This window comes from Streptomyces sp. NPDC051041, from assembly GCF_044456065.1.
Classification (GTDB): domain Bacteria; phylum Actinomycetota; class Actinomycetes; order Streptomycetales; family Streptomycetaceae; genus Streptomyces; species Streptomyces glaucus.
The window spans coordinates 1-25,380 of sequence record NZ_JBITFM010000028.1 but is presented as its reverse complement, the minus strand read 5'-3'; the positions used below and the strand labels follow the sequence as shown (position 1 = coordinate 25,380).

The following is a 25,380-nucleotide window of genomic DNA, read 5'->3' as shown; positions in this document are numbered from 1 at the left end:
CGGCCGGCGGCGGCGCTACTCCGCCGCCGGCACCAACTCCTGCTCCCGGTCGCCCGTCCGGCGGTCCGGCGTCCGCCCCGGCAGGAACAGGGCCACCACGACCACGCCGATCACCGCGATCCCCGCCCCCCACAGCGCGGTGACGTGCATCGCGTGCAGGAACGCGTCGTGGGCCGGGCCCACCAGCTCCCCGCCCCGGGGGCCGAGCCGGTCGGCGACGCCGAGCGTGGCCTCGATGGACTCGCCCGCGGTGTGGCGCAGGCCCGCCGGCAGCGCGCCCAGCTCGTCCTCGATGCCGTTGCGGTACGCGGTCGACAGCACCGAGCCGAGGACGGCGATGCCGAGGGCGCCGCCGACCTGGCGGAAGGTGTTGCTGAGCGCGGAGGCCGAGCCGGCCTTCTCGCGGGGCAGGGCCTGCATGATGACGACGCTGACCGGGGTCATGATGTGCGCCATGCCGGCGCCCATGAGGAAGAAGATCACTTCCAGGAGCCAGATCGGGGTGTCCGCGTCCAGCGTGGCGAACGCCGCCAGCGTCGCGGCGACGACCGCCATGCCGGCCGCCGTCGTGGCCCGGTTGCCGAAGCGGTCGACGAGCAGCCGGGCCCGCGGCGCGAAGACCAGCTGCGCGGCGGCCAGCGGCAGCATCAGCAGACCGGTCTGGAGCGGCGAGTAGCCGCGCACGCTCTGCGTGTAGAAGACCGAGAAGAAGGTCACGCCCATCAGCGCGAAGAAGACCAGCGCGATCGCGGCGATCGCGGCCGAGAAGACCTTGTTGCGGAAGTACGTGACGTCGAGCGAGGGGTGGTCGCTGCGCTTCTCGTGGACGACGAAGGCGACCAGGACGGCGAGTCCGGCGCCGATCGTGGTGAGCACGGTGACGTCCGTGAAGTCGGCGAGCTCGCCGCCCCTGATGATGCCGTACACCAGCAGGACCAGCCCGACGACGGACAGCACGACGCCCACCGGGTCGATCCGGCCGGGGGCCGGGTCGCGGGAGTCGGGCACCAGCCACAGCATCAGCGCGATCGCGAGCAGCACGATCGGCACGTTGACCAGGAAGACCGAGCCCCACCAGAAGTGGTCCAGGAGCAGCCCGCCGGTGATCGGGCCGATGGCGATGGCGAGGCCGACGCCGCCGGCCCAGATGCCGATGGCCTTGGGCTGCTCCTCGCGCTCGAAGACGTTCATGAGGACGGCGAGGGTGGCGGGCATGACGAACGCGGCGCCGAGGCCCATCACCGCCCGGAAGGCGATCAGCTCGCCCGGCGAGCCGGAGAAGGCGGCGAGCGCGGAGCCGGCGCCGAACACGGCGATCCCGCCGAGCAGCACCTTCTTGCGGCCCAGCCGGTCGCCGAGGAGGCCGGCGGAGAACAGCAGGCCGGCGAAGACGAGGGTGTAGGAGTTGATCGCCCACTCCAGCTCGCTCTGGGTGGCGCCCAGACCGGTCGGGGCGGGGGTCGAGATGGTCTTGATCGCGACGTTCAGGATCGAGTTGTCCAGGACCACGATCAGCAGGCTCAGCATCAGGACGCCGAGGATCGCCCAGCGGCGCCGGTGCACCGCCTCGGGTATGCGTGGGGCGGGGGGAGAGGTCGTCATGCGGCCGAGCGTAGGCGACTTACGATACGAGACCGTGCCGTATCGAAAATCTTTTACCGGGCTCTTACGCCCGACCCGGCGCGGCGGGGCCCCCTGGCCGTCCCCGGCACGAGGTGCCACCATGGAGGGGATCCGGAGACGCCGTCAGGGCGCTTCGAGATGACGTGTTAGGAGCCGTTGCCATGACGCAGCTTTCGGCTGCCCAGACTGTCCCGAACAAGTCCTCCGACGGCAGCAAGGCGCTGTACGGGGGCAAGGGCACCCGCCGCATCACCGTCCGCGACATCGCCGCCGCCAAGGAGCGCGGCGAGAAGTGGCCCATGCTCACCGCGTACGACGCGATGACCGCGTCCGTGTTCGACGAGGCCGGCATCCCGGTGATCCTGGTCGGCGACTCGGCGGGCAACTGCCACCTCGGGTACGACACGACCGTGCCCGTCACCCTCGACGAGATGACCATGCTCTCCGCCGCGGTCGTCCGCGGCACCAGGCGCTCCCTGATCGTCGCCGACCTGCCCTTCGGCTCCTACCAGGAGGGCCCGGTGCAGGCGCTGCGCTCGGCGACCCGGCTGGTGAAGGAGGCCGGGGCCGGGGCCGTCAAGCTGGAGGGCGGCGAGCGCTCGCACGACCAGATCCGGCTGCTGGTGGAGTCCGGCATCCCGGTGATGGCCCACATCGGCCTCACCCCGCAGTCCGTCCACGCCATGGGCTACCGCGTCCAGGGCCGCGGCGAGGAGGCCGCCCAGCAGCTGCTGCGCGACGCCAAGGCCGTCCAGGACGCCGGCGCCTTCGCGGTCGTCCTGGAGCTGGTCCCGGCGGAACTGGCCGCCGAGGTGACGCGCGTGCTGCACATCCCGACGGTCGGCATCGGCGCGGGTCCCGAGACGGACGCCCAGGTGCTGGTGTGGACCGACATGCTCGGGCTGACCGGCGGCCGGGTCCCGAAGTTCGTCAAGCAGTACGCGAACCTGCGCCAGGTCATGGGCGACGCGGCGAAGGCGTTCGCCGAGGACGTGGTCGGCGGGACGTTCCCGCAGGAGGAGCACTCCGTCCACTGAGCCACCGCGGCGCACGACAGCCCCGCCGACCGTCCCCCGTCGGCGGGGCTTCGCGCGCTCCGCGCGGACCGGCCCCGCCCGCGCGGACCGCGCCGCCCCCCGCGCGCGCCCGGGCGGACCGCGCCGCCCACCGCGCCCGGGCGGAACTCGGCGGCACCGGCCGGCGGCTCTCCGGTTAGGCTCGAGCGCGTACGACCTTGATCCGACGATCGGACAGGAGGCCGGGATGACCGCGGCGCCGGGGCGCAGGAGCAGCACCTTCACGCGACTGCTGCGGCACGGCTTCACCGATGCCTCGGCCGCCGAGCGGCTCCTGGAGAGCGCCGAGCTGACCCCGGTCCGCGCCGACCCGGTGCTGCTCGACGCGCTCGGCGCCACCGCCGACCCCGACCTCGCCCTGCACGGCCTGGTCCGCCTGCTCGAAGCCCAGCCCGGCCCCACCGCCCGCCGGGAACTGCTCGACACGCTGATCGCGGCCAAGCCGCTGCGCGACCGCCTGCTCGGCGTGCTCGGCGCCTCCGCCGCGCTCGCCGACCACCTCGCCCGGCACCCCGGCGACTGGCGCGCGCTGGTCACCTACGAGCCGCACGACCTGCACCCCGGCGTGGCGGAGTTCGAGCGGGGCCTGGCCGGGGCCGACGACCCCGTCTCCCTCCGGGTCGCCTACCGGCGCTGCCTGCTGTCCATCGCCGCCCGGGACGTGTGCGGCACCACCGACGTCGCCCAGACCGCCGCCGAGCTGGCCGACCTCGCCACCGCCACCCTGCGCGCCGCCCTCCGCCTCGCCGAGGCCGCCGCGCCCGAGGACGCCGCGCGGTGCCGGCTCGCGGTGATCGCGATGGGCAAGTGCGGCGGCCACGAGCTGAACTACGTCTCCGACGTGGACGTGATCTTCGTCGGCGAGTCCGCCGGGAACGGCGCGGACGCCGACGAGGGCGAGGCGCTGCGCGCCGCGACCCGGCTGGCCTCGCACCTGATGCGGATCTGCTCCGAGACGACCGTCGAGGGCTCGATCTGGCCGGTCGACGCCAACCTGCGGCCCGAGGGCAGGAACGGCCCCCTGGTGCGCACGCTCAGCAGCCACCTCGCCTACTACCAGCGCTGGGCCAAGACCTGGGAGTTCCAGGCGCTGCTCAAGGCCCGCCCGGTGGCGGGGGACCCGGAGCTGGGGGAGGAGTACCTCGCCGCCGTCGGGCCGCTGGTGTGGCAGGCGGCCGAGCGGGAGAACTTCGTCGCCGACGTGCAGAAGATGCGCCGCCGGGTGGTGGAGAACATCCCGGCCGCCGAGGTCGACCGGCAGCTGAAGCTCGGGCCGGGCGGTCTGAGGGACGTCGAGTTCGCGGTGCAGCTGCTGCAACTGGTGCACGGGCGGGCCGACGCGTCCCTGCGCAGCGGCACCACCCTCGACGCCCTGGAGGCGCTCGCCGCCGGCGGCTACGTCGGCCGCGCCGACGCCGCCCGGCTCGACGAGGCCTACCGCTTCCTGCGCTCCATGGAGCACCGCATCCAGCTGTTCCGGCTGCGCCGCACCCACCTGGTCCCCGAGGACGAGGCCGACCTGCGCCGCGTCGGCCGCTCCCTCGGCCTGCGCACCGACCCGGTCGCCGGGCTGGTCCGCGAGTGGCGGCGGCACGCCGCCGCCGTGCGCCGGCTGCACGAGAAGCTCTTCTACCGCCCGCTGCTCGACGCGGTCGCCCAGCTCGCCCCCGGCGAGGCCCGGCTCAGCCCCGAGGCGGCGCGGGAGCGGCTGGTGGCGCTCGGCTACGCCGACCCGGCCGCGGCGCTGCGGCACCTGGAGGCGCTGGCCTCCGGCGTCTCCCGCAAGGCCGCCATCCAGCGCACCCTGCTGCCCGTCCTGCTCGGCTGGTTCGCCGACTCCGCCGACCCCGACGCGGGCCTGCTCAACTTCCGCAAGGTCTCCGACGCGCTCGGCAAGACCCCCTGGTACCTGCGGCTGCTGCGGGACGAGGGCGCGGCGGCCGAGAACCTCGCCCGGGTGCTGTCCGCCGGCCGGCTCGCCCCCGACCTGCTCCTGCGGGCGCCGGAGGCCGTGGCGCTGCTCGGCGACGGCGACGGCGGGGGGCTCACCCCCCGCGGCCGCGCCCCGCTGGAGCAGGAGATCCTGGCCGCGGTCGGCCGCGCCGACGACGCCGCGCAGGCCGTGCGGGCGGCCCGCGGCGTGCGGCGCCGCGAACTGTTCCGCACGGCCGCCGCCGACATCATCGGCTCCTACGGCACCGAGACCCACTCGGCCGAGGCCGACCCGGGCGCCCTCGTCGACCGGGTCGGCGGCGCGATCTCCGACCTGACGGCGGCCACCCTGGCCGGCACGCTGCGCGCGGTGGTCCGCGACACGTGGGGCGACACCCTGCCCACCCGGTTCGCGATCATCGGCATGGGCCGCTTCGGCGGCCACGAGCTGGGCTACGGCTCCGACGCCGACGTGATCTTCGTGCACGAGCCGCGGGAGGGGGCCGGCGAGCGGGAGGCCGCCGACGCCGCGAACCGGGTCGTCGCCGAGATGCGCCGCCTGCTGCAGCTGCCCAGCTCCGACCCGCCGCTGCTGATCGACGCCGACCTGCGCCCGGAGGGCAGGTCCGGTCCGCTGGTGCGCACCCTGAAGTCGTACGCGGCCTACTACCGCCGCTGGTCGCTGGTGTGGGAGTCGCACGCGCTGCTGCGGGCCGAGTTCGTCGCCGGGGACGAGGACCTGGGCCGCCGCTTCATCGAGCTGATCGACCCGCTGCGGTACCCGGCGGACGGGCTCGGCGACGACGCCGTGCGCGAGATCCGGCGGCTGAAGGCCCGCATGGAGTCCGAGCGGCTGCCGCGCGGCGCCGACCCCAGGCTGCACACCAAGCTGGGGCCCGGCGGCCTGTCCGACGTCGAGTGGACGGTGCAGCTGATGCAGCTGCGGCACGGCGCGGCCGAGCCGGGCCTGCGCACCACCCGCACCCGCGAGGCCCTCGCCGCCGCCCGCGCGGCCGGTCTCGTGGGCGAGGAGGACGCGGCGATCCTCGACGAGGCGTGGGTGCTGGCCACCCGGGTCCGCAACGCGGTGATGCTGGTGCGCGGCCGGGCCGGTGACACCTTCCCCCCCGACGGCCGCGAGCTGGCCGCGGTGGGCCGCTACCTCGGCTACGGCCCCGGGCACGCGGGCGACATGCTCGACGCCTACCGGCGTACGACGCGCCGGGCGCGGGCCGTGGTGGAGGAGCTGTTCTACGGGGCGGCGGAGCGGTAGGCCCCGCCGGGGTTACGCCCTCGACGGCAGCAGCGGCCCGCCGCCCGCCGGGACCAGCCGGGGCAGGGCGTACGGCAGGCTGCCGTACCACAGCGCCGTCACCGCGAAGCCGAAGGCGAGGCAGAGCACGCCGCCGACCGCGTCCAGCCAGAAGTGGTTGGCGGTGGCGACGATGACCACCAGCGTGGCCACCGGGTAGAGCGCGCCCAGGACCCGGGCCCAGGGGACCGTGGCCAGCGCGAAGATCGTCAGGCCGCACCACAGCGACCACCCGATGTGCATCGACGGCATCGCGGCGTACTGGTTCGACATGTTCTTCAGGTCGCCGGACGCCATCGAGCCCCAGGTCTGGTGGACCCGGACCGTGTCGATGAAGACGCCGCCGTCCATCAGCCGGGGCGGGGCGAGCGGGAACAGGTAGTAACCGGCCAGGGCGACACCCGTGGTCGCGAACAGCACCAGCCGCGTCGCCGCGTACCGCCCGGGATGCCCGCGGTACAGCCATATCAGCACGCCCAGCGTCACCACGAAGTGCAGCGTGGCGTAGTAGTAGTTCATGCCGACTATGAGCCAGGTCACCGAGTTCACCGCGTGGTTGACCGACTCCTCGACGGCGATGCCGAGTTGGTGCTCGACCCGCCAGATCCAGTCGGCGTTGCGCAGCGCCTCGGCCTTCTGCTCGGGGACGGCGTTGCGGATCAGCGAGTACGTCCAGTAACTCACCACGATCAGCAGGATCTCGAACCACAGACGCGGCCGGCGCGGGCTGCGCAGCCGGCGCAGGACCCCCCGCCCCGCATCCTCCGCGACGGGGTGCGGAACGGCCGGTTTCCGGCCTCCCGGTGTCGTCACGGTGCTGTCCATGGGCACAGAGTCTGCCAGAAAAGCGCTCCTGCCCCGATCATCCCCCGGTCCGGTCCGGACCGCACGCCCTACGCCGGGCACAGGCGCCCGCCCTCCTCCTCGCGCACGGCCCGGGACGAGGCCTCTCCGACCTGAGGAGGAGCCGCCGCGCGGACCCGGCCGGGCGGCTCAGGCGCGGCCGCGGTCGCCCGGCGCCGAGGCGGTCGAACCGCGCACCACCAGCTCCGGCATGAACACGAACTCGCTGTGCGGGGCGGGCGTCCCGCCGATCTCCTCCAGCAGCGTCCGCACGGCCGCCTGGCCCATCGCCGGGACCGGCTTGCGGATCGTGGTCAGGGGCGGGTCGGTGAAGGCGATCAGCGGGGAGTCGTCGAAGCCGACCACCGAGATGTCCTTCGGCACGTCCAGGCCGCGCTGCCGGGCCGCGCGTATCGCGCCCAGCGCCATCATGTCGCTGGCGCACACCACCGCCGTGCAGTCGCGCTCGATCAGCGCCGCGGCCGCCGCCTGGCCGCCCTCCAGGGTGTAGAGGGAGTGCTGGACCAGCTCCTCCTCCACCGTCCGGGCGGTCAGGCCCAGCTGGTCCCGCATGCTGCGGACGAAGCCCTCGATCTTGCGCTGCACCGGCACGAACCGCTTCGGGCCGAGCGCCAGGCCGATCCGGGTGTGGCCGAGGGACACCAGGTGGGTCACCGCCAGCGCCATCGCCGCCCGGTCGTCGGGGGAGATGAACGGGGCCTGCACCTTCGGCGAGAAACCGTCCACCAGCACGTACGGCACGCCCTGGGCGCGCAGCCGGTCGTAGCGGGACATGTCGGCGGTGGTGTCGGCGTGCAGTCCGGAGACGTAGATGATGCCGGCCACCCCGCGGTCCACGAGCATCTCCGTCAGCTCGTCCTCCGTCGACCCGCCCGGCGTCTGGGTGGCCAGCACGGGCGTGTAGCCCTGCCGGGTCAGCGCCTGGCCGATGACCTGGGCCAGGGCCGGGAATATCGGGTTCTCCAGCTCCGGGGTGATCAGGCCCACCAGGCCCTCGCTGCGTTGCCGCAGCCGTACCGGGCGCTCGTAGCCCAGCACGTCGAGGGCGGCCAGCACGGACTGGCGGGTGGTGGCGGCGACGCCCGGCTTCCCGTTGAGGACGCGGCTGACGGTCGCTTCGCTCACCCCCGCCTGAGCAGCGATGTCGGCAAGCCGTGTGGTCACGCCACCGGACTGTACCGGCCGTATGTCGCCTTGCGCACCAATCGGACGCCGGATGCGGGCGGCCCGGCCCGCTGTGGGTTGCTGCGTCATTGCGTCCCCTTGTGATGGTCGATCGGTGTCCGGCCCGCAACGGATGGTCTCCCGCGCCGGAATCGCGTGGCAAGAGCTTGCAGAGTCTTGCACACCACCGTCCGCGCCCGTTCAGCCCGGAAGAACAAGGGTCTCACGTCGATCGACAACCGGTCACGCCCGGATAACTTCGGAGAAGCCTTGCACTTTTTTTCTGCAAGGTCTTTCGCAGCGCTTACATCGCTGTTACGTTCACGTCGCCCGGCGGCGGCAACGGCGCGGTCGGCAAGTCGGCAGGGGCGGCAGACGGGGCCGCCTCCTGCACCACACGGGCTTTCACCCTCAAGGAGAACTCATGCGGCGTGGCATAGCGGCCACCGCGCTGGTGGCGTCCCTCGCCCTCGCGGCGACGGCGTGCGGCGGAGACGGCGACAGCGGGGACACGGCCGGTCCGGTCACCATCACCTGGTGGGACACCTCCAACGCGACGAACGAGGCGCCGACCTACAAGGCCCTGGTGAAGGAGTTCGAGGCCGCCCACGAGGGCATCAAGGTCAAGTACGTCAACGTCCCCTTCGACCAGGCGCAGAACAAGTTCGACACCGCCGCGGGTTCCAAGGGCGCCCCGGACGTGCTGCGCTCCGAGGTCGGCTGGACCCCCGCCTTCGCCAAGAAGGGCTTCTTCCTGCCGCTGGACGGCACCGAGGCCCTCGCCGAGCAGGACGAGTTCCGTCCGAACCTGATCCAGCAGGCCAAGTACGAGGGCAAGGTCTACGGCGTGCCGTTCACCACGGACACCCTCGCCCTGGTCTACAACAAGGAGCTCTTCGAGAAGGCCGGCGTCGAGGTCCCCAGGACCTGGGACGAGCTGAAGAAGGCCGCCGCCACCATCAAGGACAAGACCGGCGTCGACGGCTACTGGGGCTCCACCCAGGGCTACTACGCCCAGCCCTTCCTGCACGGCGAGGGCACCGACACCGTCGACGTCGACGCCAAGAAGATCACCGTCACCTCGCCCGCGGCCAGGAAGGCCTACGCCACCTGGCAGAGCCTGTTCGACGGCAAGGGCCTGCACAAGGCCGACACCACCGCCGACGCCTACGCCCACATCCAGGAGGCGTTCGTCAGCGGCAAGGTCGCCTCGATCATCCAGGGCCCGTGGGAGATCACGAACTTCTACAAGGGCTCGGCCTTCGAGGACAAGGGCAACCTCGGCATCGCCACCGTCCCGGCCGGCTCCTCCGGCAAGGCGGGCGCCCCGACCGGCGGCCACAACCTCTCCGTGTACGCCGGCTCCGACGAGGCGCACCAGAAGGCCGCGCTGACGTTCGTGAAGTTCATGACCTCGGCGAAGGCCCAGGAGACCATCGCCCTGAAGAACTCCACGCTGCCGACGCGCGACGACGCCTACACGGCGAAGGTCACCTCCGACCCGGGCATCGCCGGCTACCAGGACGTGCTCTCCGCCGCCCGGCCGCGCCCGGAGCTGCCCGAGTACAGCTCCCTGTGGAGCCCGCTGGACACCGAGCTGAACGCGATCGCGGGCGGCAGGAAGTCCCTCGACAAGGGCCTGGGCGACGCCGAGGCCGCCATCGCCAAGCTGGTGCCGGACTTCGGCAAGTAGGCCGTACGCGGCCGTCGGATCCCCCGGGGGAGGCATCCGGCGGCCGCCGGACTGTGTGCCGTACCCCTTGATCCGCAGGACTCCGAGAAGGTTGTCGAACCATGACAGTCGCCATCGACCGCGCGACCGGCAAGCGCCGCGGGGAGCGCGCCCCGCGGCCCGGGCCGGGCCGCCGCCTGAAGCACAGCTACCAGAGGCACTGGTACGCCTACGCGATGATCGCCCCGGTGGCGGTCGTCCTCGGGGTCATCGTCCTGTACCCCCTGGCGTACGGCTTCTACCTCACGCTCACCGACGCCAACAGCCTGAACACCGCCCGCACGATCGGCGTCAACGAGATCGAGGCCACCTACAAGTTCATCGGCCTCGACAACTACGCCGACATCCTGTGGGGCCCGACGGCCTACGAACGGTTCTGGTCGCACTTCGTCTGGACGATCGTGTGGACGGCGGCCTGCGTCACCCTGCACTACGGGATCGGCCTCGGCCTCGCCCTGCTGCTCAACCAGAAGCTGCGCGGCCGCACCTTCTACCGGCTGATCCTGATCCTGCCGTGGGCCGTGCCGACCTTCGTCACCGTCTTCGGCTGGCGCTTCATGCTCGCCGACGGCGGCGTCATCAACTCCGGCCTGGAGGCGCTGCACCTGCCGACGCCGCTGTGGCTGGAGGACACCTTCTGGCAGCGGTTCGCCGCGATCATGGTCAACACCTGGTGCGGCGTGCCGTTCATGATGGTCTCGCTGCTCGGCGGACTGCAGTCCATCGACACGACCCTCTACGAGGCCGCCGAGATGGACGGCGCGAACGCCTGGCAGCGGTTCCGGTACGTCACCCTGCCCGGCCTGAGGTCCGTCAGCTCCACCGTCGTCCTCCTCGGCGTCATCTGGACCTTCAACCAGTTCGCCATCATCTTCCTGCTGTTCGGCGGCACCGCCCCGGACGCCGACATCCTGGTGACCTGGGCGTACTTCCTGGGCTTCGGGCAGCAGCCGCGCGACTTCGCGCAGTCCGCGGCCTACGGCATCCTGCTGCTGGCCATCCTGATCGTCTTCACCTCCTTCTACCGCCGCTGGCTGAACCGCGACGAGCAGCAGCTCGCGATCTGAGGCAGGAGTCCCCATGAGCACGACCACCGTCGAGACCTCCGCCGCGGTGACCGGGCACAGCTCCGCCGCCGCCCCGCCGCGCAGGGTGCGCCGGCGCGGCGAGCGCAGCCCGCTCGGGTCCCTCACCTCCCACGGCGTCCTGATCCTGGGCAGCGTCATCGCGCTCTTCCCGGTCGCCTGGCTGGTCTTTCTGTCCCTCGGCCCGGACAAGGACGACTACCTGCACCCCGGGCGCATCTGGGGCAAGATGACGCTCGACAACTACGCCTTCGTCCTGCAGGAGACGAACTTCTTCGACTGGCTGAAGAGCTCGCTGATCGTCTCGCTCGGCACCACGGCCATCGGCGTCCTGGTCGCCGCCACCACCGGCTACGCGGTCTCCCGCATGCGCTTCCCGGGATACCGGAAGTTCATGTGGGTGCTCCTGGTGACCCAGATGTTCCCGGTGGCCGTCCTGATGGTGCCGATGTACCAGATCCTGTCCGAGCTCCGGCTCGTCGACAGCTACCTCGGTCTCGTCCTCGTCTACTGCTCGACGGCGGTGCCGTACTGCGCCTGGCTGCTCAAGGGCTACTTCGACACCATCCCGTTCGAGATCGACGAGGCCGGACGCGTCGACGGGCTGACCCCCTTCGGCACGTTCGCGCGGCTGATCCTGCCGCTCGCCAAGCCGGGGCTGGCGGTCGCCGCGTTCTACAGCTTCATCACCGCGTTCGGCGAGGTCGCCTTCGCCACCACGTTCATGCTCGACGACCAGAAGTACACGCTCGCCGTCGGCCTGCAGAGCTTCGTCAGCGAGCACGACGCGCAGCGCAACCTCATGGCCGCCACCGCGGTCCTGATCGCGATACCCGTCTCCGCGTTCTTCTACCTCGTGCAGAAGAACCTGGTGGCCGGCCTCACCGCGGGCGGCACGAAGGGCTGACGCCCCGGACCCGGACCCCCGCGCCCGACCGCGCGGGTGGCGGCCGCGGTGTCCTCCCCCGGCACTCCGAGCCGGGGGACCGCCCGACCCCGCCGGCACCGCGGCCGCCTCGTCACCCCATCGCCGTACCCCACGCCTACCCGACCCGATCCCGTTACGTATCAAGGACGACATGAGCCAGCAGCACTCCGCAGCCCCGGCCCCCGGCCCCCTGACCGCACCGGCTGTCGCCACCGTCGCCAAGCGCCGTGACTGGTGGCGGGACGCGGTGATCTACCAGGTGTACCCGCGCAGCTTCGCCGACGGCAACGGCGACGGCATGGGCGACCTGGAGGGCGTACGCTCCCGCCTGCCGTACCTGCGCGACCTCGGCGTGGACGCCGTGTGGCTCAGCCCCTTCTACGCCTCGCCGCAGGCCGACGCCGGCTACGACGTCGCCGACTACCGGGCCGTCGACCCCATGTTCGGCACCCTGCTCGACGCGGACGCGCTGATCCGCGACGCCCACGGACTGGGCCTCAGGATCATCGTCGACCTGGTCCCCAACCACTCCTCCGACCAGCACGAGTGGTTCCGGCGGGCACTCGCCGAGGGCCCCGGCTCGCCGCTGCGGGAGCGCTACCACTTCCGCCCCGGCCGGGGACGCGACGGCGAGCTCCCGCCCAACGACTGGGAGTCCATCTTCGGCGGACCCGCCTGGACGCGGGTCACCGAGCCGGACGGCACGCCCGGCGAGTGGTACCTGCACCTCTTCGCGCCCGAGCAGCCCGACTTCAACTGGGAGCACCCGGCCGTCGGCGACGAGTTCCGCTCGATCCTGCGGTTCTGGCTGGACATGGGCGTCGACGGTTTCCGCATCGACGTCGCGCACGGGCTGGTGAAGGCCGAGGGGCTGCCCGACATCGGCTCCCACGACCAGGTGAAGCTGCTGGGCAACGATGTCATGCCGTTCTTCGACCAGGACGGCGTGCACGAGATCTACCGGCAGTGGCGCCTGATCCTCGACGAGTACGCGGGCGACCGCATCTTCGTCGCCGAGGCGTGGACCCCCACCATCGAGCGCACCGCGAACTACGTCCGCCCCGACGAACTGCACCAGGCCTTCAACTTCCAGTACCTGAGCACCCACTGGGACGCGAAGGAGCTGCGCGAGGTCATCGACCGCACCCTGGAGGCGATGCGCCCGGTCGGCGCCCCCGCCACCTGGGTGCTGTCCAACCACGACGTCACCCGGCACGCCACCCGCTTCGCCAACCCGCCCGGCCTCGGCACCCAGATCCGCCTGGCCGGCGACCGCGAGCTGGGCCTGCGCCGGGCCCGGGCCGCGACCCTGCTCATGCTGGCGCTGCCCGGCTCCGCGTACCTCTACCAGGGCGAGGAGCTGGGCCTGCCGGACGTGGTCGACCTGCCCGACGAGGTGCGCCAGGACCCGGCGTACTTCCGCGGCGCGGGCCAGGACGGCTTCCGCGACGGCTGCCGGGTGCCGATCCCGTGGACGCGCACCGGGCCGTCGTACGGCTTCGGCGACGGGGGCAGCTGGCTGCCGCAGCCGAAGGAGTGGGGCGAGCTGAGCGTCGAGGCGCAGACCGGGGTGCCCGGCTCGACGCTGGAGCTGTACCGGGCCGCGCTGGCCGTGCGCCGCGAGCAGCCCGACCTGGGCGCGGGCGACGCGGTGGAGTGGCTGCGGGCGCCCGAGGGCGTGCTGGCCTTCCGGCGCGGGGAGTTCGTGTGCGTGGCCAACACCACCGGGGAGTCGGTGGCGGTGCCGGCGTACGGACGGGTGCTGCTCGCCAGCGGTGAGGTGACCGAGGCGGCCGGCGAGGCGAAGGTGCCCGGCGACACGACGGTGTGGTGGACGACGGCCTGACGTCCGGCCCGTCCCGCGGATTTCTCCGACGAATTCCGTACGGCCCGCTGCCCTTTCGGGCGGCGGGCCTTTACCATCTGCGTCACCGCAAGGTTTCTGAAGATTGCAGCAAGAGTCTTCAGGGTGGCCTTGCGCTCCCCGCACACCGTTCGAAAGAACGCCTTCGATGGAGAAGGAACCCCACATGGCACGCAGAACCCTTGCCGGGGCCCTCGCCCTCGCGGCGGCCGCATTTGTCATGGCCCCGACTGCCGCACAGGCCTCCCCGCCCGGCACCAAGGACGTCACGGCCGTCCTGTTCGAGTGGAACTTCGCCTCCGTCGCCCGCGAGTGCACCACCGCCCTCGGCCCCGCGGGCTACGGCTACGTCCAGGTCTCCCCGCCCGCCGAGCACATACAGGGCGCGCAGTGGTGGACCTCGTACCAGCCCGTGAGCTACAAGATCGCGGGCCGGCTCGGCGACCGCACCGCCTTCCGGAACATGGTGAACACCTGTCACGCGGCCGGGGTCAAGGTCGTCGTCGACGCGGTCGTCAACCACATGTCGGCGGGCAGCGGCACCGGCACCGGCGGCTCGCCGTACACGAAGTACGACTACCCCGGCCTGTACTCGTCGTACGACTTCGACAACTGCACCGCGCAGATCACCGACTACCGGAACCGGGCGAACGTCCAGAACTGCGAGCTGGTCGGCCTCGCCGACCTCGACACCGGCGAGGACTACGTCCGCGGGAAGATCGCGGGCTACCTGAACGACCTGCTCTCGCTGGGCGTCGACGGCTTCCGCATCGACGCGGCCAAGCACATCGCCGCCGCCGACCTGGCCGACATCAAGTCCCGCCTGACCGACCCGTCCGTCTACTGGAAGCAGGAGGTCATCTACGGCAGCGGGGAGGCCGTCCAGCCGGGCGAGTACACCGGCAACGGCGACGTCCAGGAGTTCCGCTACGCGTACGACCTCAAGCGGGTCTTCACCAACGAGAACCTCGCCTACCTGAAGAACTACGGCGAGGGCTGGGGCTACCTGAACAGCTCGGTCGCGGGCGTCTTCGTCGACAACCACGACACCGAGCGCAACGGCTCCACCCTCAGCTACAAGGACAACGCGAACTACACCCTGGCCAACGTCTTCATGCTGGCCTGGCCGTACGGGGCCCCGGACATCAACTCCGGCTACGAGTTCGGCGACACCGACGCCGGCCCGCCGAACGGGGGCCAGGTGACCGCCTGCTGGCAGAACGGCTGGAAGTGCCAGCACGCCTGGCCGGAGATCAAGTCGATGGTCGCCTTCCGCAACGCCACCCGCGGCGAGGCCGTCACCAACTGGTGGGACAACGGCGGCGACGCCATCGCCTTCGGGCGCGGCGCCAAGGGCTACGTGGCCATCAACCACGAGTCCTCCGCCCTGACCCGCACCTACCAGACGTCCCTGCCGGCCGGGACGTACTGCAACGTCCAGAACAACACGACGGTGACGGTCGACTCCTCGGGCCGGTTCACCGCCACCCTGGGCGGCAACACGGCGCTGGCGATCCACGTCGGCAGGCCGAGCTGCTGAGCCGGCCGTAGCACCGCACGCACAGCAGGGTCGTGAAAGTTCTTTCTATTGCTTTCACGACCCTTGCTGTAATCATTTCGACGGAGGTACGGTCGCGCGGGCGCCCGGCGACGAAGCCGACCAGATCGTGCCGCGGCGCGGGGACCGGACCCGACGAAGCCGTAAGCGCAAGGAGTTCACGCCTGTGAGACCGAGATGGCCGGCGCCTGGGACGCGCCGTACCGCAGCCGCCGGACGGGTCGCGGCCGTCACCGCGGCCGCCCTGGCGGCGACGCTCGTGCAGCCGCTCGCCGCGCGGGCCGACGCGCCGCCCGCGCCGCCGTCGGACGCCGCGCTGGCCCGGACCGCCGCCCGGCACGACCTCACCCGCGAGCAGTTCTACTTCGTCCTGCCGGACCGTTTCGCCAACGGGGACCCGGCCAACGACCGCGGCGGCCTGACCGGCTCACGGTCGGCCACCGGCTACGACCCCACCGACAAGGGCTTCTACCAGGGCGGCGACCTCAAGGGCCTGACCGAGCGGCTCGACTACATCAAGGGGCTCGGGACCACCGCCATCTGGCTGGCCCCGATCTTCAAGAACCAGCCCGTGCAGGGCACCGGCAGCAACGCCTCGGCCGGCTACCACGGGTACTGGATCACCGACTTCACCCGGGTCGACCCGCACTTCGGCACCAATGAGGACCTCGAAACCCTCATCGACAAGGCCCACGCCAAGGGCATGAAGGTCTTCTTCGACGTCATCACCAACCACACCGCCGATGTCGTCGACTACGAGGAGAAGTCCTACGACTACCTCGCCAAGGGCGCCTTCCCCTACCTGACCGAGGACGGCGAGCCCTTCGACGACGCCGACCACGCGGCCGGGAAGAAGCGTTTCCCCGCCGTCGGCGCCGACTCCTTCCCGCGCACCCCGGCCGTCCCCGCCGCCAAGAAGGACCTCAAGGTCCCGTCCTGGCTCAACGACCCGACGATGTACCACAACCGGGGCGACTCCACCTACGCCGGCGAGTCGACCACCTACGGCGACTTCTCCGGGCTCGACGACCTGTGGACCGAGCGCCCCGAGGTCGTGAAGGGCATGGAACGCATCTACCAGCGCTGGGTGCGGGACTTCGACATCGACGGCTTCCGGATCGACACCGTCAAGCACGTCAACATGGAGTTCTGGACCCAGTGGGCCACCGCCCTCGACGCCTACGCGGCCGAGCGGGGACGGGACGACTTCTTCATGTTCGGCGAGGTGTACTCCGCCGACACCTCCGTCACCGCCCCGTACGTCACCCAGGGCCGCCTGGACTCCACCCTCGACTTCCCCTTCCAGGACGCGGCCCGCGCCTACGCCTCCCAGGGCGGCAGCGCGCAGAAGCTCGCCCGGGTCTTCGGCGACGACTACAAGTACACGACCGACAAAGCCAACGCCTACGAGCAGGTCACCTTCCTCGGCAACCACGACATGGGCCGCATCGGGTCCTTCCTGAGGCAGGACGACCCGGACGCCACCGACGCCGAGCTGCTGAAGCGGGCGCGGCTGGCCAACGAGCTGATGTTCCTCAGCCGCGGCAACCCCGTCGTCTACTACGGCGACGAGCAGGGCTTCACCGGCGCGGGCGGCGACAAGGACGCCCGCCAGACGATGTTCGCCTCGCGCACGGCCGACTACCTCGACGACGACCAGCTCGGCACCGACCGCACCCACGCGCGGGACGCCTACGACACGCGAGCACCGCTCTACCGGCAGATCAGCGCTCTCGCCGAACTCCGCAAGGCCCACCCGGCCCTCGCCGACGGCGTCCAGACCGAGCGCTACGCGGCCGACGGCGCCGGCGTCTACGCCTTCTCCCGCACCGACGCCCGCACCGGCACCGAGTACGTCGTCGCCTTCAACAACGCCGACGAGGCGAAGCAGGCCACCTTCGCGACCGGCTCCGCCCGGATGCGCTTCGACGGCATCCACGGAACCGACGGCCACCTGAGGTCCGGCGCCGACCGGAAGGTCACCGTCACCGTCCCGGCCGGCTCGGCCGTCGTCTACCAGGCGGCCGGCCGCCTCCGCGCCCCCGCCGCCGGCCCGTCCCTCGCCCTCAGGGGCCCCGAGCCCGGCGCCACCGGCACCGTCGAACTCACCGCGGACGTGGGCGGCGCCTCCCGTTCGAGCGAAGCCGGGAGCGAGGCAGACGGGCAGCTCCACCGGGTCGTCTTCGCCGCCCAGGTCGGCGACGGCAGATGGCGCACCCTCGGCTCCGCCGACCACGCCCCCTACAAGGTCACCCACACCATCGGCGAGGACGTGCCCGCCGGCACCGCCCTGCGCTACAAGGCGGTCGTCATCGACTCGGCCGGCCGCACCGCGAGCGCCACCGCCGCCTCCGCCACCGGCACCCCGCCGGCCGGGGAACCCCCCACCGCCGCCTCCCGCGACTACGCGATCGTCCACTACAGGCGCACCGACGGGAACTACGACGACTGGGGCCTGTACGCCTGGGGCGACCTCGCCGAGGGCGAGGCCACCGAGTGGCCGAAAAGCCATCCGTTCATCGGCCGGGACGCCTACGGCGCCTTCGCCTACGTCAAGCTCGCGCCCGGCGCGTCGGACGTCGGCTTCCTGGTGATCGACGAGGACGGGAACAAGGACGTCGCCGCCGACCGCGGCATCGACGTCACGAGGACCGGCGAGGTGTGGATCGAGCAGGGCAAGGAGACCGTGACGACCGAGCGGCCCGAGTACCCGGCGCAGGACACGAGCAAGGCCGTCCTGCACTACCACCGCGCCGACGGGGACTACGACGGCTGGGGCCTGCACGTGTGGGGCGGCGCCGCCGAGCCCACCGACTGGTCGAAGCCCCTGGCCCCGGTGAGGACCGATTCCTATGGCGCGGTCTTCGAGGTGCCGCTCACCGAGGGCGCCGCCCATCTCGGCTACATCGTCCACAAGGGCGACGAGAAGGACCTGCCCGCCGACCAGTCGCTGGACCTCAGGGCCCACGGCCACGAGGTGTGGCTGGTGAGCGGCCAGGAGGAGTACCTGCTGCCGCAGCCCGCGGGCTCCGCCGCCGCCCTGGACCTGACCACCTCCGAGGCGGTCTGGATCGACCGGGGCACCGTCGTCTGGGACGGCTCCCCGGCCGCCGCCTCCACCCAGCTCCTCGCCTCCCGCGACGGGTCGATCGAGGTGCGGGACGGCACCCTGACCGGCGACGCCTCCTGGCTCCGCCTGGCCAGGACCGCCCTCACCGACGCCCAGAAGGCGAAGTTCCCGCACCTGAAGGAACACACCGCCTGGTCCGTCGACCCGCGCGACCGCGACCGGGTCCGCCAGGCGCTGCGCGGCCAGGTCGTCGCCTCCCAGCGCACCGCCGACGGCGCGGTGCTGGCCGCGACGGGCGTCCAGATCGCGGGCGTCCTGGACGACCTGTACGCCGGGCGGGCGACGAAGGCGGAGCTCGGCCCGGTCTTCCGCGACGGCCGCCCCACGCTGGCGGTGTGGGCGCCGACCGCCCGGCAGGTGTCCCTGGAGATCGGCGGCGCCACCGTGCGGATGCGGCGGGACGACACCACCGGCGTCTGGTCCGCCACCGGCCCGAAGTCCTGGAAGAACCAGCCGTACCGGTACGTCGTGACGGTGTGGGCGCCCAGCGTCCGCCGGATCGTCACCAACAGGGTCACCGACCCGTACGCGGTCGCCCTCACCGCCGACTCCGAGCGCAGCCTCGTCGTCGACCTGGACGACCCGTCGCTGGCGCCCGCCGGCTGGTCGGCCCTGAAGAAGCCGAGGGCGGTGCCGCTGCGGGACGCCCAGATCCAGGAGCTGCACATCCGGGACTTCTCCGTCGAGGACCGCACGGCGCGGCACCCCGGCACCTACCTCGCCTTCACCGACAAGGACAGCGACGGCTCCAGGCACCTGCGGGAACTGGCCGAGGCGGGCACCTCCCACGTCCACCTCCTGCCCGCCTTCGACATCGCCACCGTCCCCGAGCGCAAGGCCGGCCAGGCCACCGTCGGCTGCGACCTCGCCGCCCTCCCGGCCGACTCCGACCGGCAGCAGGAGTGCGTGGCGAGGACGGCCGCGAAGGACGCCTACAACTGGGGCTACGACCCGTACCACTACACGGTCCCCGAGGGCTCGTACGCCACCGACCCGGACGGCACGGCCCGCACGGTCGAGTTCCGCAAGATGGTCAAGGCGCTCAACGAAGAAGGCCTCGGGGTCGTCATGGACGTCGTCTACAACCACACCGCGGCCGGCGGCCAGGCGGAGACGAGCGTCCTGGACCGGATCGTGCCCGGCTACTACCAGCGCCTGCTCGCCGACGGCTCGGTCGCGAACAGCACCTGCTGCGCCAACACCGCCCCCGAGAACGTCATGATGGGCAAGCTGGTCGTCGACTCGATCGTCACCTGGGCCAGGCAGTACAAGGTCGACGGCTTCCGCTTCGACCTGATGGGCCACCACCCGAAGGCCAACATCCTCGCCGTGCGCGAGGCGCTGGACGCGCTGACCGTGGCGAAGGACGGCGTGGACGGCAAAAGGATCATCCTGTACGGCGAGGGCTGGAACTTCGGCGAGGTCGCCGACGACGCCCGCTTCGAGCAGGCCACCCAGAAGAACATGGCCGGCACCGGCATCGCGACCTTCTCCGACCGCGCCCGCGACGCGGTGCGCGGCGGCGGCCCCTTCGACGCCGACCCCGGCGTCCAGGGCTTCGCGTCCGGCCTGTACACCGACCCCAACCCCGCCGCGGACAACGGCACCCCGGCCGAGCAGAAGGCCCGCCTGCTGCACTACCAGGACCTGATCAAGGTGGGGCTGAGCGGCAACCTCGCCGACTACACCTTCACCGACACCGGCGGCAAGGAGGTCAAGGGCTCCCAGGTCGACTACAACGGCGCCCCCGCCGGATACGCCGACGCCCCCGGCGACGCCCTCGCCTACGCCGACGCGCACGACAACGAGACGCTGTTCGACGCGCTCGCCTTCAAGCTGCCGAAGGACACCCCGGCGGCGGACCGGGCCCGGATGCAGGTCCTCGCCATGGCGACGGCCGCCCTCTCCCAGGGACCGGCCCTCTCCCAGGCCGGCACCGACCTGCTGCGCTCGAAGTCGCTGGACCGCAACTCCTACGACAGCGGCGACTGGTTCAACGCCGTCCACTGGGACTGCGCCGACGGCAACGGCTTCGGCCGCGGACTGCCGATGGCGGCCGACAACGCGGCCAAGTGGCCGTACGCCAAGCCCCTGCTGAGCTCGGTCCGGGTGGGCTGCGAGCAGATCCGGGGCGCCTCGGCCGCGTACCGGGACCTGCTGCGGATCCGTACGACGGAGCAGGACTTCTCCCTCGCCACGGCCGAGCAGGTGCAGTCCCGGCTCTCCTTCCCGCTGTCCGGGAAGGAGGAGACGCCCGGCGTGATCACCATGCTCCTCGGCGACCTCGTCGTGGTGTTCAACGCGACGCCCGAGCGGCAGGAGCAGCGGATCGCGGCACCGGCCGGCGCCGGGTACCGGCTGCACCCGGTGCAGGCGGCGGGGGCGGACCCGGTGGTGAAGTCCTCCTCGTACGCGGCGGACACCGGCTCGTTCGCGGTGCCGGGCCGTACGGTCGCGGTGTTCCAGCGGATACGGTGATCCCCGACGTCGTAGAACAGGAGCGCTCATGCCGCAGATCACCGTCGACTACTCCGAGCGGCTCGCGGACGGCTTCGACCGGCCCGGGTTCGCGAAGGCGCTGCACACCGCCGTCGTCGACATCGCGGCCGCGAAGCCGCCGGCGTGCAAGACGCGGTTCCGCCGCACGGAGGACACCACGGTCGGCCCGGACACCGAGGGGCACGCCGTCGTGCACGTCCACATCGGTCTGCTCGCCGGCCGCACGGACGAGACCAAGGCCCGGCTCACCGAGGCGGTCCTGGACCTGCTGCGGCAGTACGTGAAGCCGGGGGAGGGGCTGGCCCTGCACGCCTCCGCCGAGGTCCGCGACCTCGACCCCTCCTACCGGAAGTTCGACGCCTAGTCCGCCGGCCCGGGAGGCCGGGGCGCCAGGGACGTCAGCCGGCCGGCCAGGTCGCCGAACGGACCGTCGGCCGGCTCGTCCCTGAGCATGCGGCGCAGCAGGGCGCCCATCTCCTCGTCGTACGCGGCGCTGACCGCCGTCAGCGCCGCGAGGTCGTGCACGAGCTGCCGCTCCAGCTCGGCCCGCGGGATACGCCGCCCGTCCAGCCAGATCAGCGCCGTGGACTCGGCGAGCGAGATCCAGGACCGGACGACCAGTTCCAGACGCGCGGGCGGATCGGCCACCTCCAGATGCGAAAGGATCTGGTCATACGCGGCCTGCCGTACGGAGGCGATGAGCGCGCTCGCCGCCGAGGAACCGACGGCCGGACCGCCGCGCACAAGGGCCGAGAAGCCGGGGCCGTACTCGTCCACGAAGTCGAAGAACCGGTGCATCACCCGCAGCAGCCGGGCGCCGAGCGGGCCCTGGCGCGGTTCGGCGAACCGGGCCGCGAGGTCGTCCGAGGCACGCTTCAACGCGGCTTCGTACAGGCTGAGTTTGCCGGGGAAGTAGTGGTAGACGAGCGGGCGGGAGATGCCCGCGGCCGACGCTATCTCGTCGATGGAGACCTCGTCGGGCGAGCGGCGGCTGAACAGTTCGAGGGCGATGCCGATCAACTGCTGCCGTCGCTCCTCGACGCCCATCCTGCGGCGCACCCCGGTAGTCATGCGAACACCTTACCGATCAAATCCAGCCTCGAACGGGCCTCAATGAACGCGGGTGTCCACGGCCTCGGCGCGGGGTGGCCGCCCGGGGCCCGGCGGCAGCCCGAGGCGGGCGGTCACCCGACCGCGCGGTGCCCCTCCCGCGGCGCCCCGAGCAGCCGGGCGTAGTTCGCCATCGACCGCTGGTAGCGCGGCAGATGACGGGCGAGCGCGCCGAGCGCGAGCGACAGCCCCTCGCGGTCGCGGCCCAGGCCGGACAGGCACAGCGCGAGGGTCGCGCGGACGGCGTCGTCCAACTCGTCGGAGGGCGCGTCCAGTTCCGGCGTCAGCAGCTCGACGCCCTCCTCCGGGCGTCCGGTGTTCCGCAGCGAGCTGGCCAGCTGGATCCTGGCGCGGCGGGCCTTGTAGCGGCTGACCTCGGCCAGCCCGCCCGCCAGCGCCTGCCGGTACAGTACGACCGCCTTGTCGGAGCGGCCCGTGGAGTCCCACGCGCAGGCCCGCTCGAACGGGCCGAGCGGACTGTCGTCCGGCAGTTCGGCGACCAGCGCGTCGATCACCGCGCGGAACGCCGCCGCGTCCTGCTCGGCGTAGGTGTCGAAGGCGGCCCAGGCGGCGGCCACGCGATCTTCCCAGTCCTGGTTCATCGGATCACCTTGGCATGGACGTGTCCGCGGCGTCCCGGCGTTTGAGCGCTCCGCGCTCCGGAGCCGTATCGATGACGGGCCCCGACGGGGTTCTTGTGCGGCAGGTCGTCGGCAGGGACCGGAGGAACGGACGAGGCCGACCCGACCGACGCGTGCGCCGGCGGCGGGCGCGGTGGCGGTACCGGCGCCGGCGGGCCGCGGATCCGGCGGCGACGGCCATGGCGACGCACCGCCCACGGCGGCCGGTCGCGCGGACCCGCCGCCGGGACCGCCGGCGCCGGCGGTCCCGGCCGTCCTTCCGGGGCGTCAACGCCCGGCCGGCGGCACGTACTTGTAGCCGACCCGGCGCACGGTCCGGATCGTGTTCCGGTACTCCGCGCCCAGCTTGCGGCGCAGGCGGGCGACGTGGACGTCGACGGTGCGGCCGTCGCCGACGTGGCCGTAGCCCCACACCGTGCCGACGAGCTGGTCGCGGGTGTGCACCCGGTTCGGATGGGCGACGAGGTGGGCGAGCAGCTCGAACTCCAGGTACGTGAGGTCGAGTTCGCGGCCGTCCACCTCGGCGGTGCGCTGCACGGGATCGATGCGGATCAGCGGTCCGCCGGCGGGGTCCTCCGCCGGGTCAGGCACCGCGACCGGCGGGAACGGCGGCTGCTGGTCGGCGGGGACCAGCACCAGGTAGCCGACCATCGGCGGCTGCCCCGGCAGGGTGGGCAGGGCGTGCTGCGGGGCGGGCAGCCAGGTGGCGCCGGGCGGCAGCAGGTCCGCGACGGTCACGACCTCGTCCCGGTCGACGGCGCGCAGCCGGTGCCGGGAGCCGGAGGAGGCGGGGGCGGGGGAGGCGGTGGACAGGGAACGGGTGGTCGCCATGAGAGGTCAGCTCTTTCGCGCGAGAGGTTCGTCAAAGAGGTCGACGGCCGCGAGTTCGTGGTCGGGCCCGCCGAGGACGTACACGTGCGCGCCGGCCGGAGGCCGGGATTACGGCTTCAGAGGGCCGGCGCGTTCATCGCGCGGCAACACACCCGGTCGAAGTCGTGGTGCTGACGGGAAGGCCAGAAGGGCTCGAGGTCATGGCGACCCGTCGCGGAGGTCTTCTGGAAGCTGGCCATGGCCCCATTGAAGCAGACACCCGCCGCCGGCAGGACCCTTCTCTCACTGCGTGGACGACCGACGGCGGGAAACCGGGTGTCGCGTACGTCACCCCGCCGGCCGTTCGCGCCGCTCCGGGGGACGGCGGTGGCCGCCGGGCCCGGACCGCCGTCCCCCGGGCGGGGCAGCCCGGCACGGCCCGCCCGGCCGGCGACGCGGGCACCGGGCGACGCGAAGGGGCGCCCGCCGTGACGGCGGGCGCCCCTGGACGCGAGTGGGTGGATCAGACCTGGCCGGCCTTCTCCAGCGCCGAGCAGCAGGTGTCGACGAGCAGGCGGGTCACCACGTACGGGTCGACGTTGGCGTTCGGGCGGCGGTCCTCGATGTAGCCCTTGCCGTCCTTCTCGACCTGCCACGGGATGCGGACCGAGGCGCCGCGGTCGGAGACGCCGTAGGAGAACTTGTCCCACGGGGCGGTCTCGTGCAGACCGGTCAGGCGGTCGTCGATGCCGGCGCCGTAGTTCTTGACGTGGTCGAGCGGCTTGGAGCCCTCGCCCAGCGCCTCGCAGGCGGTGATGATCGCGTCGTAGGACTCGCGCATCGCCTTGGTGGAGAAGTTGGTGTGCGCACCGGCGCCGTTCCAGTCGCCCTTGACCGGCTTGGGGTCGAGGGTCGCGGCGACGCCGAAGTCCTCGGCGGTGCGGTACAGCAGCCAGCGGGCCACCCACAGCTGGTCGGCGACCTCCAGCGGGGCGAGCGGGCCGACCTGGAACTCCCACTGGCCGGGCATGACCTCGGCGTTGATGCCGGACAGGCCCAGGCCCGCCGCCAGGCAGTTGTCCAGGTGGGCCTCGACCACGTCACGGCCGAAGATCTCGTCGGAGCCGACGCCGCAGTAGTAGCCGCCCTGCGGGGCCGGGAAGCCGCCCTTGGGGAAGCCGAGCGGGTAGCCGTCCTTGAAGAAGGTGTACTCCTGCTCGATGCCGAAGACCGGCTCCTGGGCGGCGAACTTCTCGGCGACCTCGGCCAGCGCGGCCCGCGTGTTGCTGGGGTGCGGGGTCATGTTCGTGTTGAGGACCTCGCACAGCACCAGCACGTCGTCGCCGCCGCGGATCGGGTCCGGGCAGGTGAAGACCGGCTTGAGCACGCAGTCCGAGGCGTGGCCCTCGGCCTGGTTGGTGGAGGACCCGTCGAAACCCCAGATCGGCAGCGCGTCGAGACCGGCGGGGGCACCCGCGATGATCTTCGTCTTGGAACGCAGCTTGGCCGTCGGCGCGGTGCCGTCGATCCAGATGTACTCAGCCTTGAAGGTCACGGGCCACATCCTTCGGGGTGGGTCCAGGCGCACGTGCGGGTGCTGCGGCGCTGCGGCACCGGGGCGCCGCGTTGATGCCCGGCAGCCTGTCAACAGGCGATTTCCCGGCCATTGCCCATGTGTGAACCCCGTGTTACCCGGTGGTGGTGTGCCCCGGCTCACGCCGTGCGGGCGTGAGCGCGCGGAGAGCGGGCGCGGGGACACGTCCGGGCGGCGCCGGCCGTGCCGGTGCCGCGACTGGTGTGGGAGGGGCGGGGGAGGGGGCCGGCCGGCGACCGCCGCCTCCGCCGCACGGACCGCCCGGCCCGTACGGCGCTCCCCGGCCACCGGGGCCGCGGCGGGAGGAGGTGACACCGGGAGGGGCCCGGTCCCGCGCCGCCCGGCGGAACCCGGCGGAGGGGTCCCTACTGAGGTTTTCGTTAGTTCTGTGGGGGTGGGTGGATGGTGAGTCCGGTGTGGGCGAGGAAGGACCAGGGCAGCTGATCGTTCTGGCTGAT

17 protein-coding genes are annotated in these 25,380 nt (G+C 72.3%); 9 read left to right on the top strand and 8 right to left on the bottom strand.

Annotated features, from left to right (window positions below; translation table 11 throughout):
- Positions 1-15: 15 nt before the first annotated feature.
- On the bottom strand, positions 16-1,602 hold the full coding sequence (locus tag ACIBAI_RS27935) for an MFS transporter (RefSeq protein WP_399038485.1): 1,587 nt from the start codon (positions 1,600-1,602) through the stop codon (positions 16-18).
- Positions 1,603-1,784: 182 nt separating this feature from the next.
- On the opposite strand from ACIBAI_RS27935, the gene panB reads away from it, so the two are divergent.
- Together panB and ACIBAI_RS27925 are read left to right on the top strand one after the other, a co-directional pair.
- Entirely contained in the window at positions 1,785-2,660 is an 876-nt protein-coding gene (gene panB / locus ACIBAI_RS27930; RefSeq protein ID WP_399038483.1) for a 3-methyl-2-oxobutanoate hydroxymethyltransferase, read from the top strand.
- Between the two features lie 226 nt (positions 2,661-2,886).
- Positions 2,887-5,904, top strand: coding sequence for a bifunctional [glutamine synthetase] adenylyltransferase/[glutamine synthetase]-adenylyl-L-tyrosine phosphorylase (locus ACIBAI_RS27925; RefSeq protein WP_399038481.1), 3,018 nt, complete (start codon positions 2,887-2,889; stop codon positions 5,902-5,904).
- A gap of 12 nt (positions 5,905-5,916) precedes the next feature.
- On the opposite strand, the gene ACIBAI_RS27920 is transcribed toward ACIBAI_RS27925, so the two are convergent.
- Together ACIBAI_RS27920 and ACIBAI_RS27915 are read right to left on the bottom strand one after the other, a co-directional pair.
- Positions 5,917-6,768 (bottom strand): phosphatase PAP2 family protein, encoded by an 852-nt coding sequence (locus ACIBAI_RS27920; protein WP_399038480.1) that lies wholly within the window; start codon positions 6,766-6,768, stop codon positions 5,917-5,919.
- A 168-nt stretch (positions 6,769-6,936) separates the two neighbouring features.
- A complete protein-coding gene (locus ACIBAI_RS27915; RefSeq protein WP_399038479.1) occupies positions 6,937-7,971 on the bottom strand; it encodes a LacI family DNA-binding transcriptional regulator in 1,035 nt (344 codons plus the stop codon).
- A 424-nt stretch (positions 7,972-8,395) separates the two neighbouring features.
- Here ACIBAI_RS27915 and ACIBAI_RS27910 point away from each other — a divergent pair, with 424 nt between their 5' ends.
- The 7 genes from ACIBAI_RS27910 (at position 8,396) to ACIBAI_RS27880 (ending at position 21,131) form a co-directional block, all read left to right on the top strand.
- Complete coding sequence (locus tag ACIBAI_RS27910) at positions 8,396-9,664, top strand: extracellular solute-binding protein (RefSeq protein ID WP_399038477.1); 1,269 nt, start codon at positions 8,396-8,398, stop codon at positions 9,662-9,664.
- Positions 9,665-9,765: 101 nt separating this feature from the next.
- Complete coding sequence (locus ACIBAI_RS27905) at positions 9,766-10,770, top strand: carbohydrate ABC transporter permease (protein ID WP_399038476.1); 1,005 nt, start codon at positions 9,766-9,768, stop codon at positions 10,768-10,770.
- Between the two features lie 13 nt (positions 10,771-10,783).
- Positions 10,784-11,695, top strand: coding sequence for a sugar ABC transporter permease (locus ACIBAI_RS27900; RefSeq protein ID WP_399038474.1), 912 nt, complete (start codon positions 10,784-10,786; stop codon positions 11,693-11,695).
- Positions 11,696-11,867: 172 nt separating this feature from the next.
- Positions 11,868-13,562, top strand: a complete 1,695-nt coding sequence (locus ACIBAI_RS27895) for a glycoside hydrolase family 13 protein (protein WP_399038472.1) — start codon at positions 11,868-11,870, stop codon at positions 13,560-13,562.
- Between the two features lie 184 nt (positions 13,563-13,746).
- On the top strand, positions 13,747-15,120 hold the full coding sequence (locus tag ACIBAI_RS27890; RefSeq protein WP_399038471.1) for an alpha-amylase family protein: 1,374 nt from the start codon (positions 13,747-13,749) through the stop codon (positions 15,118-15,120).
- Positions 15,121-15,304: 184 nt separating this feature from the next.
- Positions 15,305-20,746, top strand: coding sequence for a pullulanase-type alpha-1,6-glucosidase (pulA, locus tag ACIBAI_RS27885; protein ID WP_399038469.1), 5,442 nt, complete (start codon positions 15,305-15,307; stop codon positions 20,744-20,746).
- A 28-nt stretch (positions 20,747-20,774) separates the two neighbouring features.
- A complete protein-coding gene (locus ACIBAI_RS27880; RefSeq protein ID WP_399038467.1) occupies positions 20,775-21,131 on the top strand; it encodes a 5-carboxymethyl-2-hydroxymuconate Delta-isomerase in 357 nt (118 codons plus the stop codon).
- Here the strand turns inward: ACIBAI_RS27880 and ACIBAI_RS27875 are convergent.
- The 5 genes from ACIBAI_RS27875 to glnII all read right to left on the bottom strand — a co-directional run bounded on the left by ACIBAI_RS27875 (position 21,128) and on the right by glnII (position 24,883).
- Positions 21,128-21,838, bottom strand: coding sequence for a TetR/AcrR family transcriptional regulator (locus ACIBAI_RS27875; RefSeq protein ID WP_399038466.1), 711 nt, complete (start codon positions 21,836-21,838; stop codon positions 21,128-21,130). The genes ACIBAI_RS27880 and ACIBAI_RS27875 overlap by 4 nt on opposite strands.
- Before the next feature lie 113 nt (positions 21,839-21,951).
- Positions 21,952-22,479, bottom strand: a complete 528-nt coding sequence (locus ACIBAI_RS27870; RefSeq protein ID WP_399038464.1) for a tetratricopeptide repeat protein — start codon at positions 22,477-22,479, stop codon at positions 21,952-21,954.
- Positions 22,480-22,785: 306 nt separating this feature from the next.
- Complete coding sequence (locus tag ACIBAI_RS27865; protein ID WP_399038462.1) at positions 22,786-23,349, bottom strand: winged helix-turn-helix domain-containing protein; 564 nt, start codon at positions 23,347-23,349, stop codon at positions 22,786-22,788.
- Between the two features lie 116 nt (positions 23,350-23,465).
- A complete protein-coding gene (locus tag ACIBAI_RS27860; protein ID WP_344605093.1) occupies positions 23,466-23,588 on the bottom strand; it encodes a hypothetical protein in 123 nt (40 codons plus the stop codon).
- A 263-nt stretch (positions 23,589-23,851) separates the two neighbouring features.
- Positions 23,852-24,883 (bottom strand): glutamine synthetase, encoded by a 1,032-nt coding sequence (gene glnII / locus ACIBAI_RS27855; protein WP_399038460.1) that lies wholly within the window; start codon positions 24,881-24,883, stop codon positions 23,852-23,854.
- Between the last annotated feature and the right edge of the window lie 497 nt (positions 24,884-25,380).

Coding starts and splice junctions, on each gene's coding strand:
- ACIBAI_RS27895 (WP_399038472.1), top strand. CDS start 11,868: ATGAGCCAGCAGCACTCCGCAGCCCCGGCCCCCGGCCCCCTGACCGCA.
- ACIBAI_RS27905 (WP_399038476.1), top strand. CDS start 9,766: ATGACAGTCGCCATCGACCGCGCGACCGGCAAGCGCCGCGGGGAGCGC.
- ACIBAI_RS27860 (WP_344605093.1), bottom strand. CDS start 23,588: ATGGCCAGCTTCCAGAAGACCTCCGCGACGGGTCGCCATGACCTCGAG.
- panB (WP_399038483.1), top strand. CDS start 1,785: ATGACGCAGCTTTCGGCTGCCCAGACTGTCCCGAACAAGTCCTCCGAC.
- ACIBAI_RS27920 (WP_399038480.1), bottom strand. CDS start 6,768: ATGGACAGCACCGTGACGACACCGGGAGGCCGGAAACCGGCCGTTCCG.
- ACIBAI_RS27910 (WP_399038477.1), top strand. CDS start 8,396: ATGCGGCGTGGCATAGCGGCCACCGCGCTGGTGGCGTCCCTCGCCCTC.
- ACIBAI_RS27875 (WP_399038466.1), bottom strand. CDS start 21,838: ATGACTACCGGGGTGCGCCGCAGGATGGGCGTCGAGGAGCGACGGCAG.
- ACIBAI_RS27870 (WP_399038464.1), bottom strand. CDS start 22,479: ATGAACCAGGACTGGGAAGATCGCGTGGCCGCCGCCTGGGCCGCCTTC.
- ACIBAI_RS27865 (WP_399038462.1), bottom strand. CDS start 23,349: ATGGCGACCACCCGTTCCCTGTCCACCGCCTCCCCCGCCCCCGCCTCC.
- ACIBAI_RS27935 (WP_399038485.1), bottom strand. CDS start 1,602: ATGACGACCTCTCCCCCCGCCCCACGCATACCCGAGGCGGTGCACCGG.
- ACIBAI_RS27890 (WP_399038471.1), top strand. CDS start 13,747: ATGGCACGCAGAACCCTTGCCGGGGCCCTCGCCCTCGCGGCGGCCGCA.
- ACIBAI_RS27925 (WP_399038481.1), top strand. CDS start 2,887: ATGACCGCGGCGCCGGGGCGCAGGAGCAGCACCTTCACGCGACTGCTG.
- ACIBAI_RS27900 (WP_399038474.1), top strand. CDS start 10,784: ATGAGCACGACCACCGTCGAGACCTCCGCCGCGGTGACCGGGCACAGC.
- ACIBAI_RS27880 (WP_399038467.1), top strand. CDS start 20,775: ATGCCGCAGATCACCGTCGACTACTCCGAGCGGCTCGCGGACGGCTTC.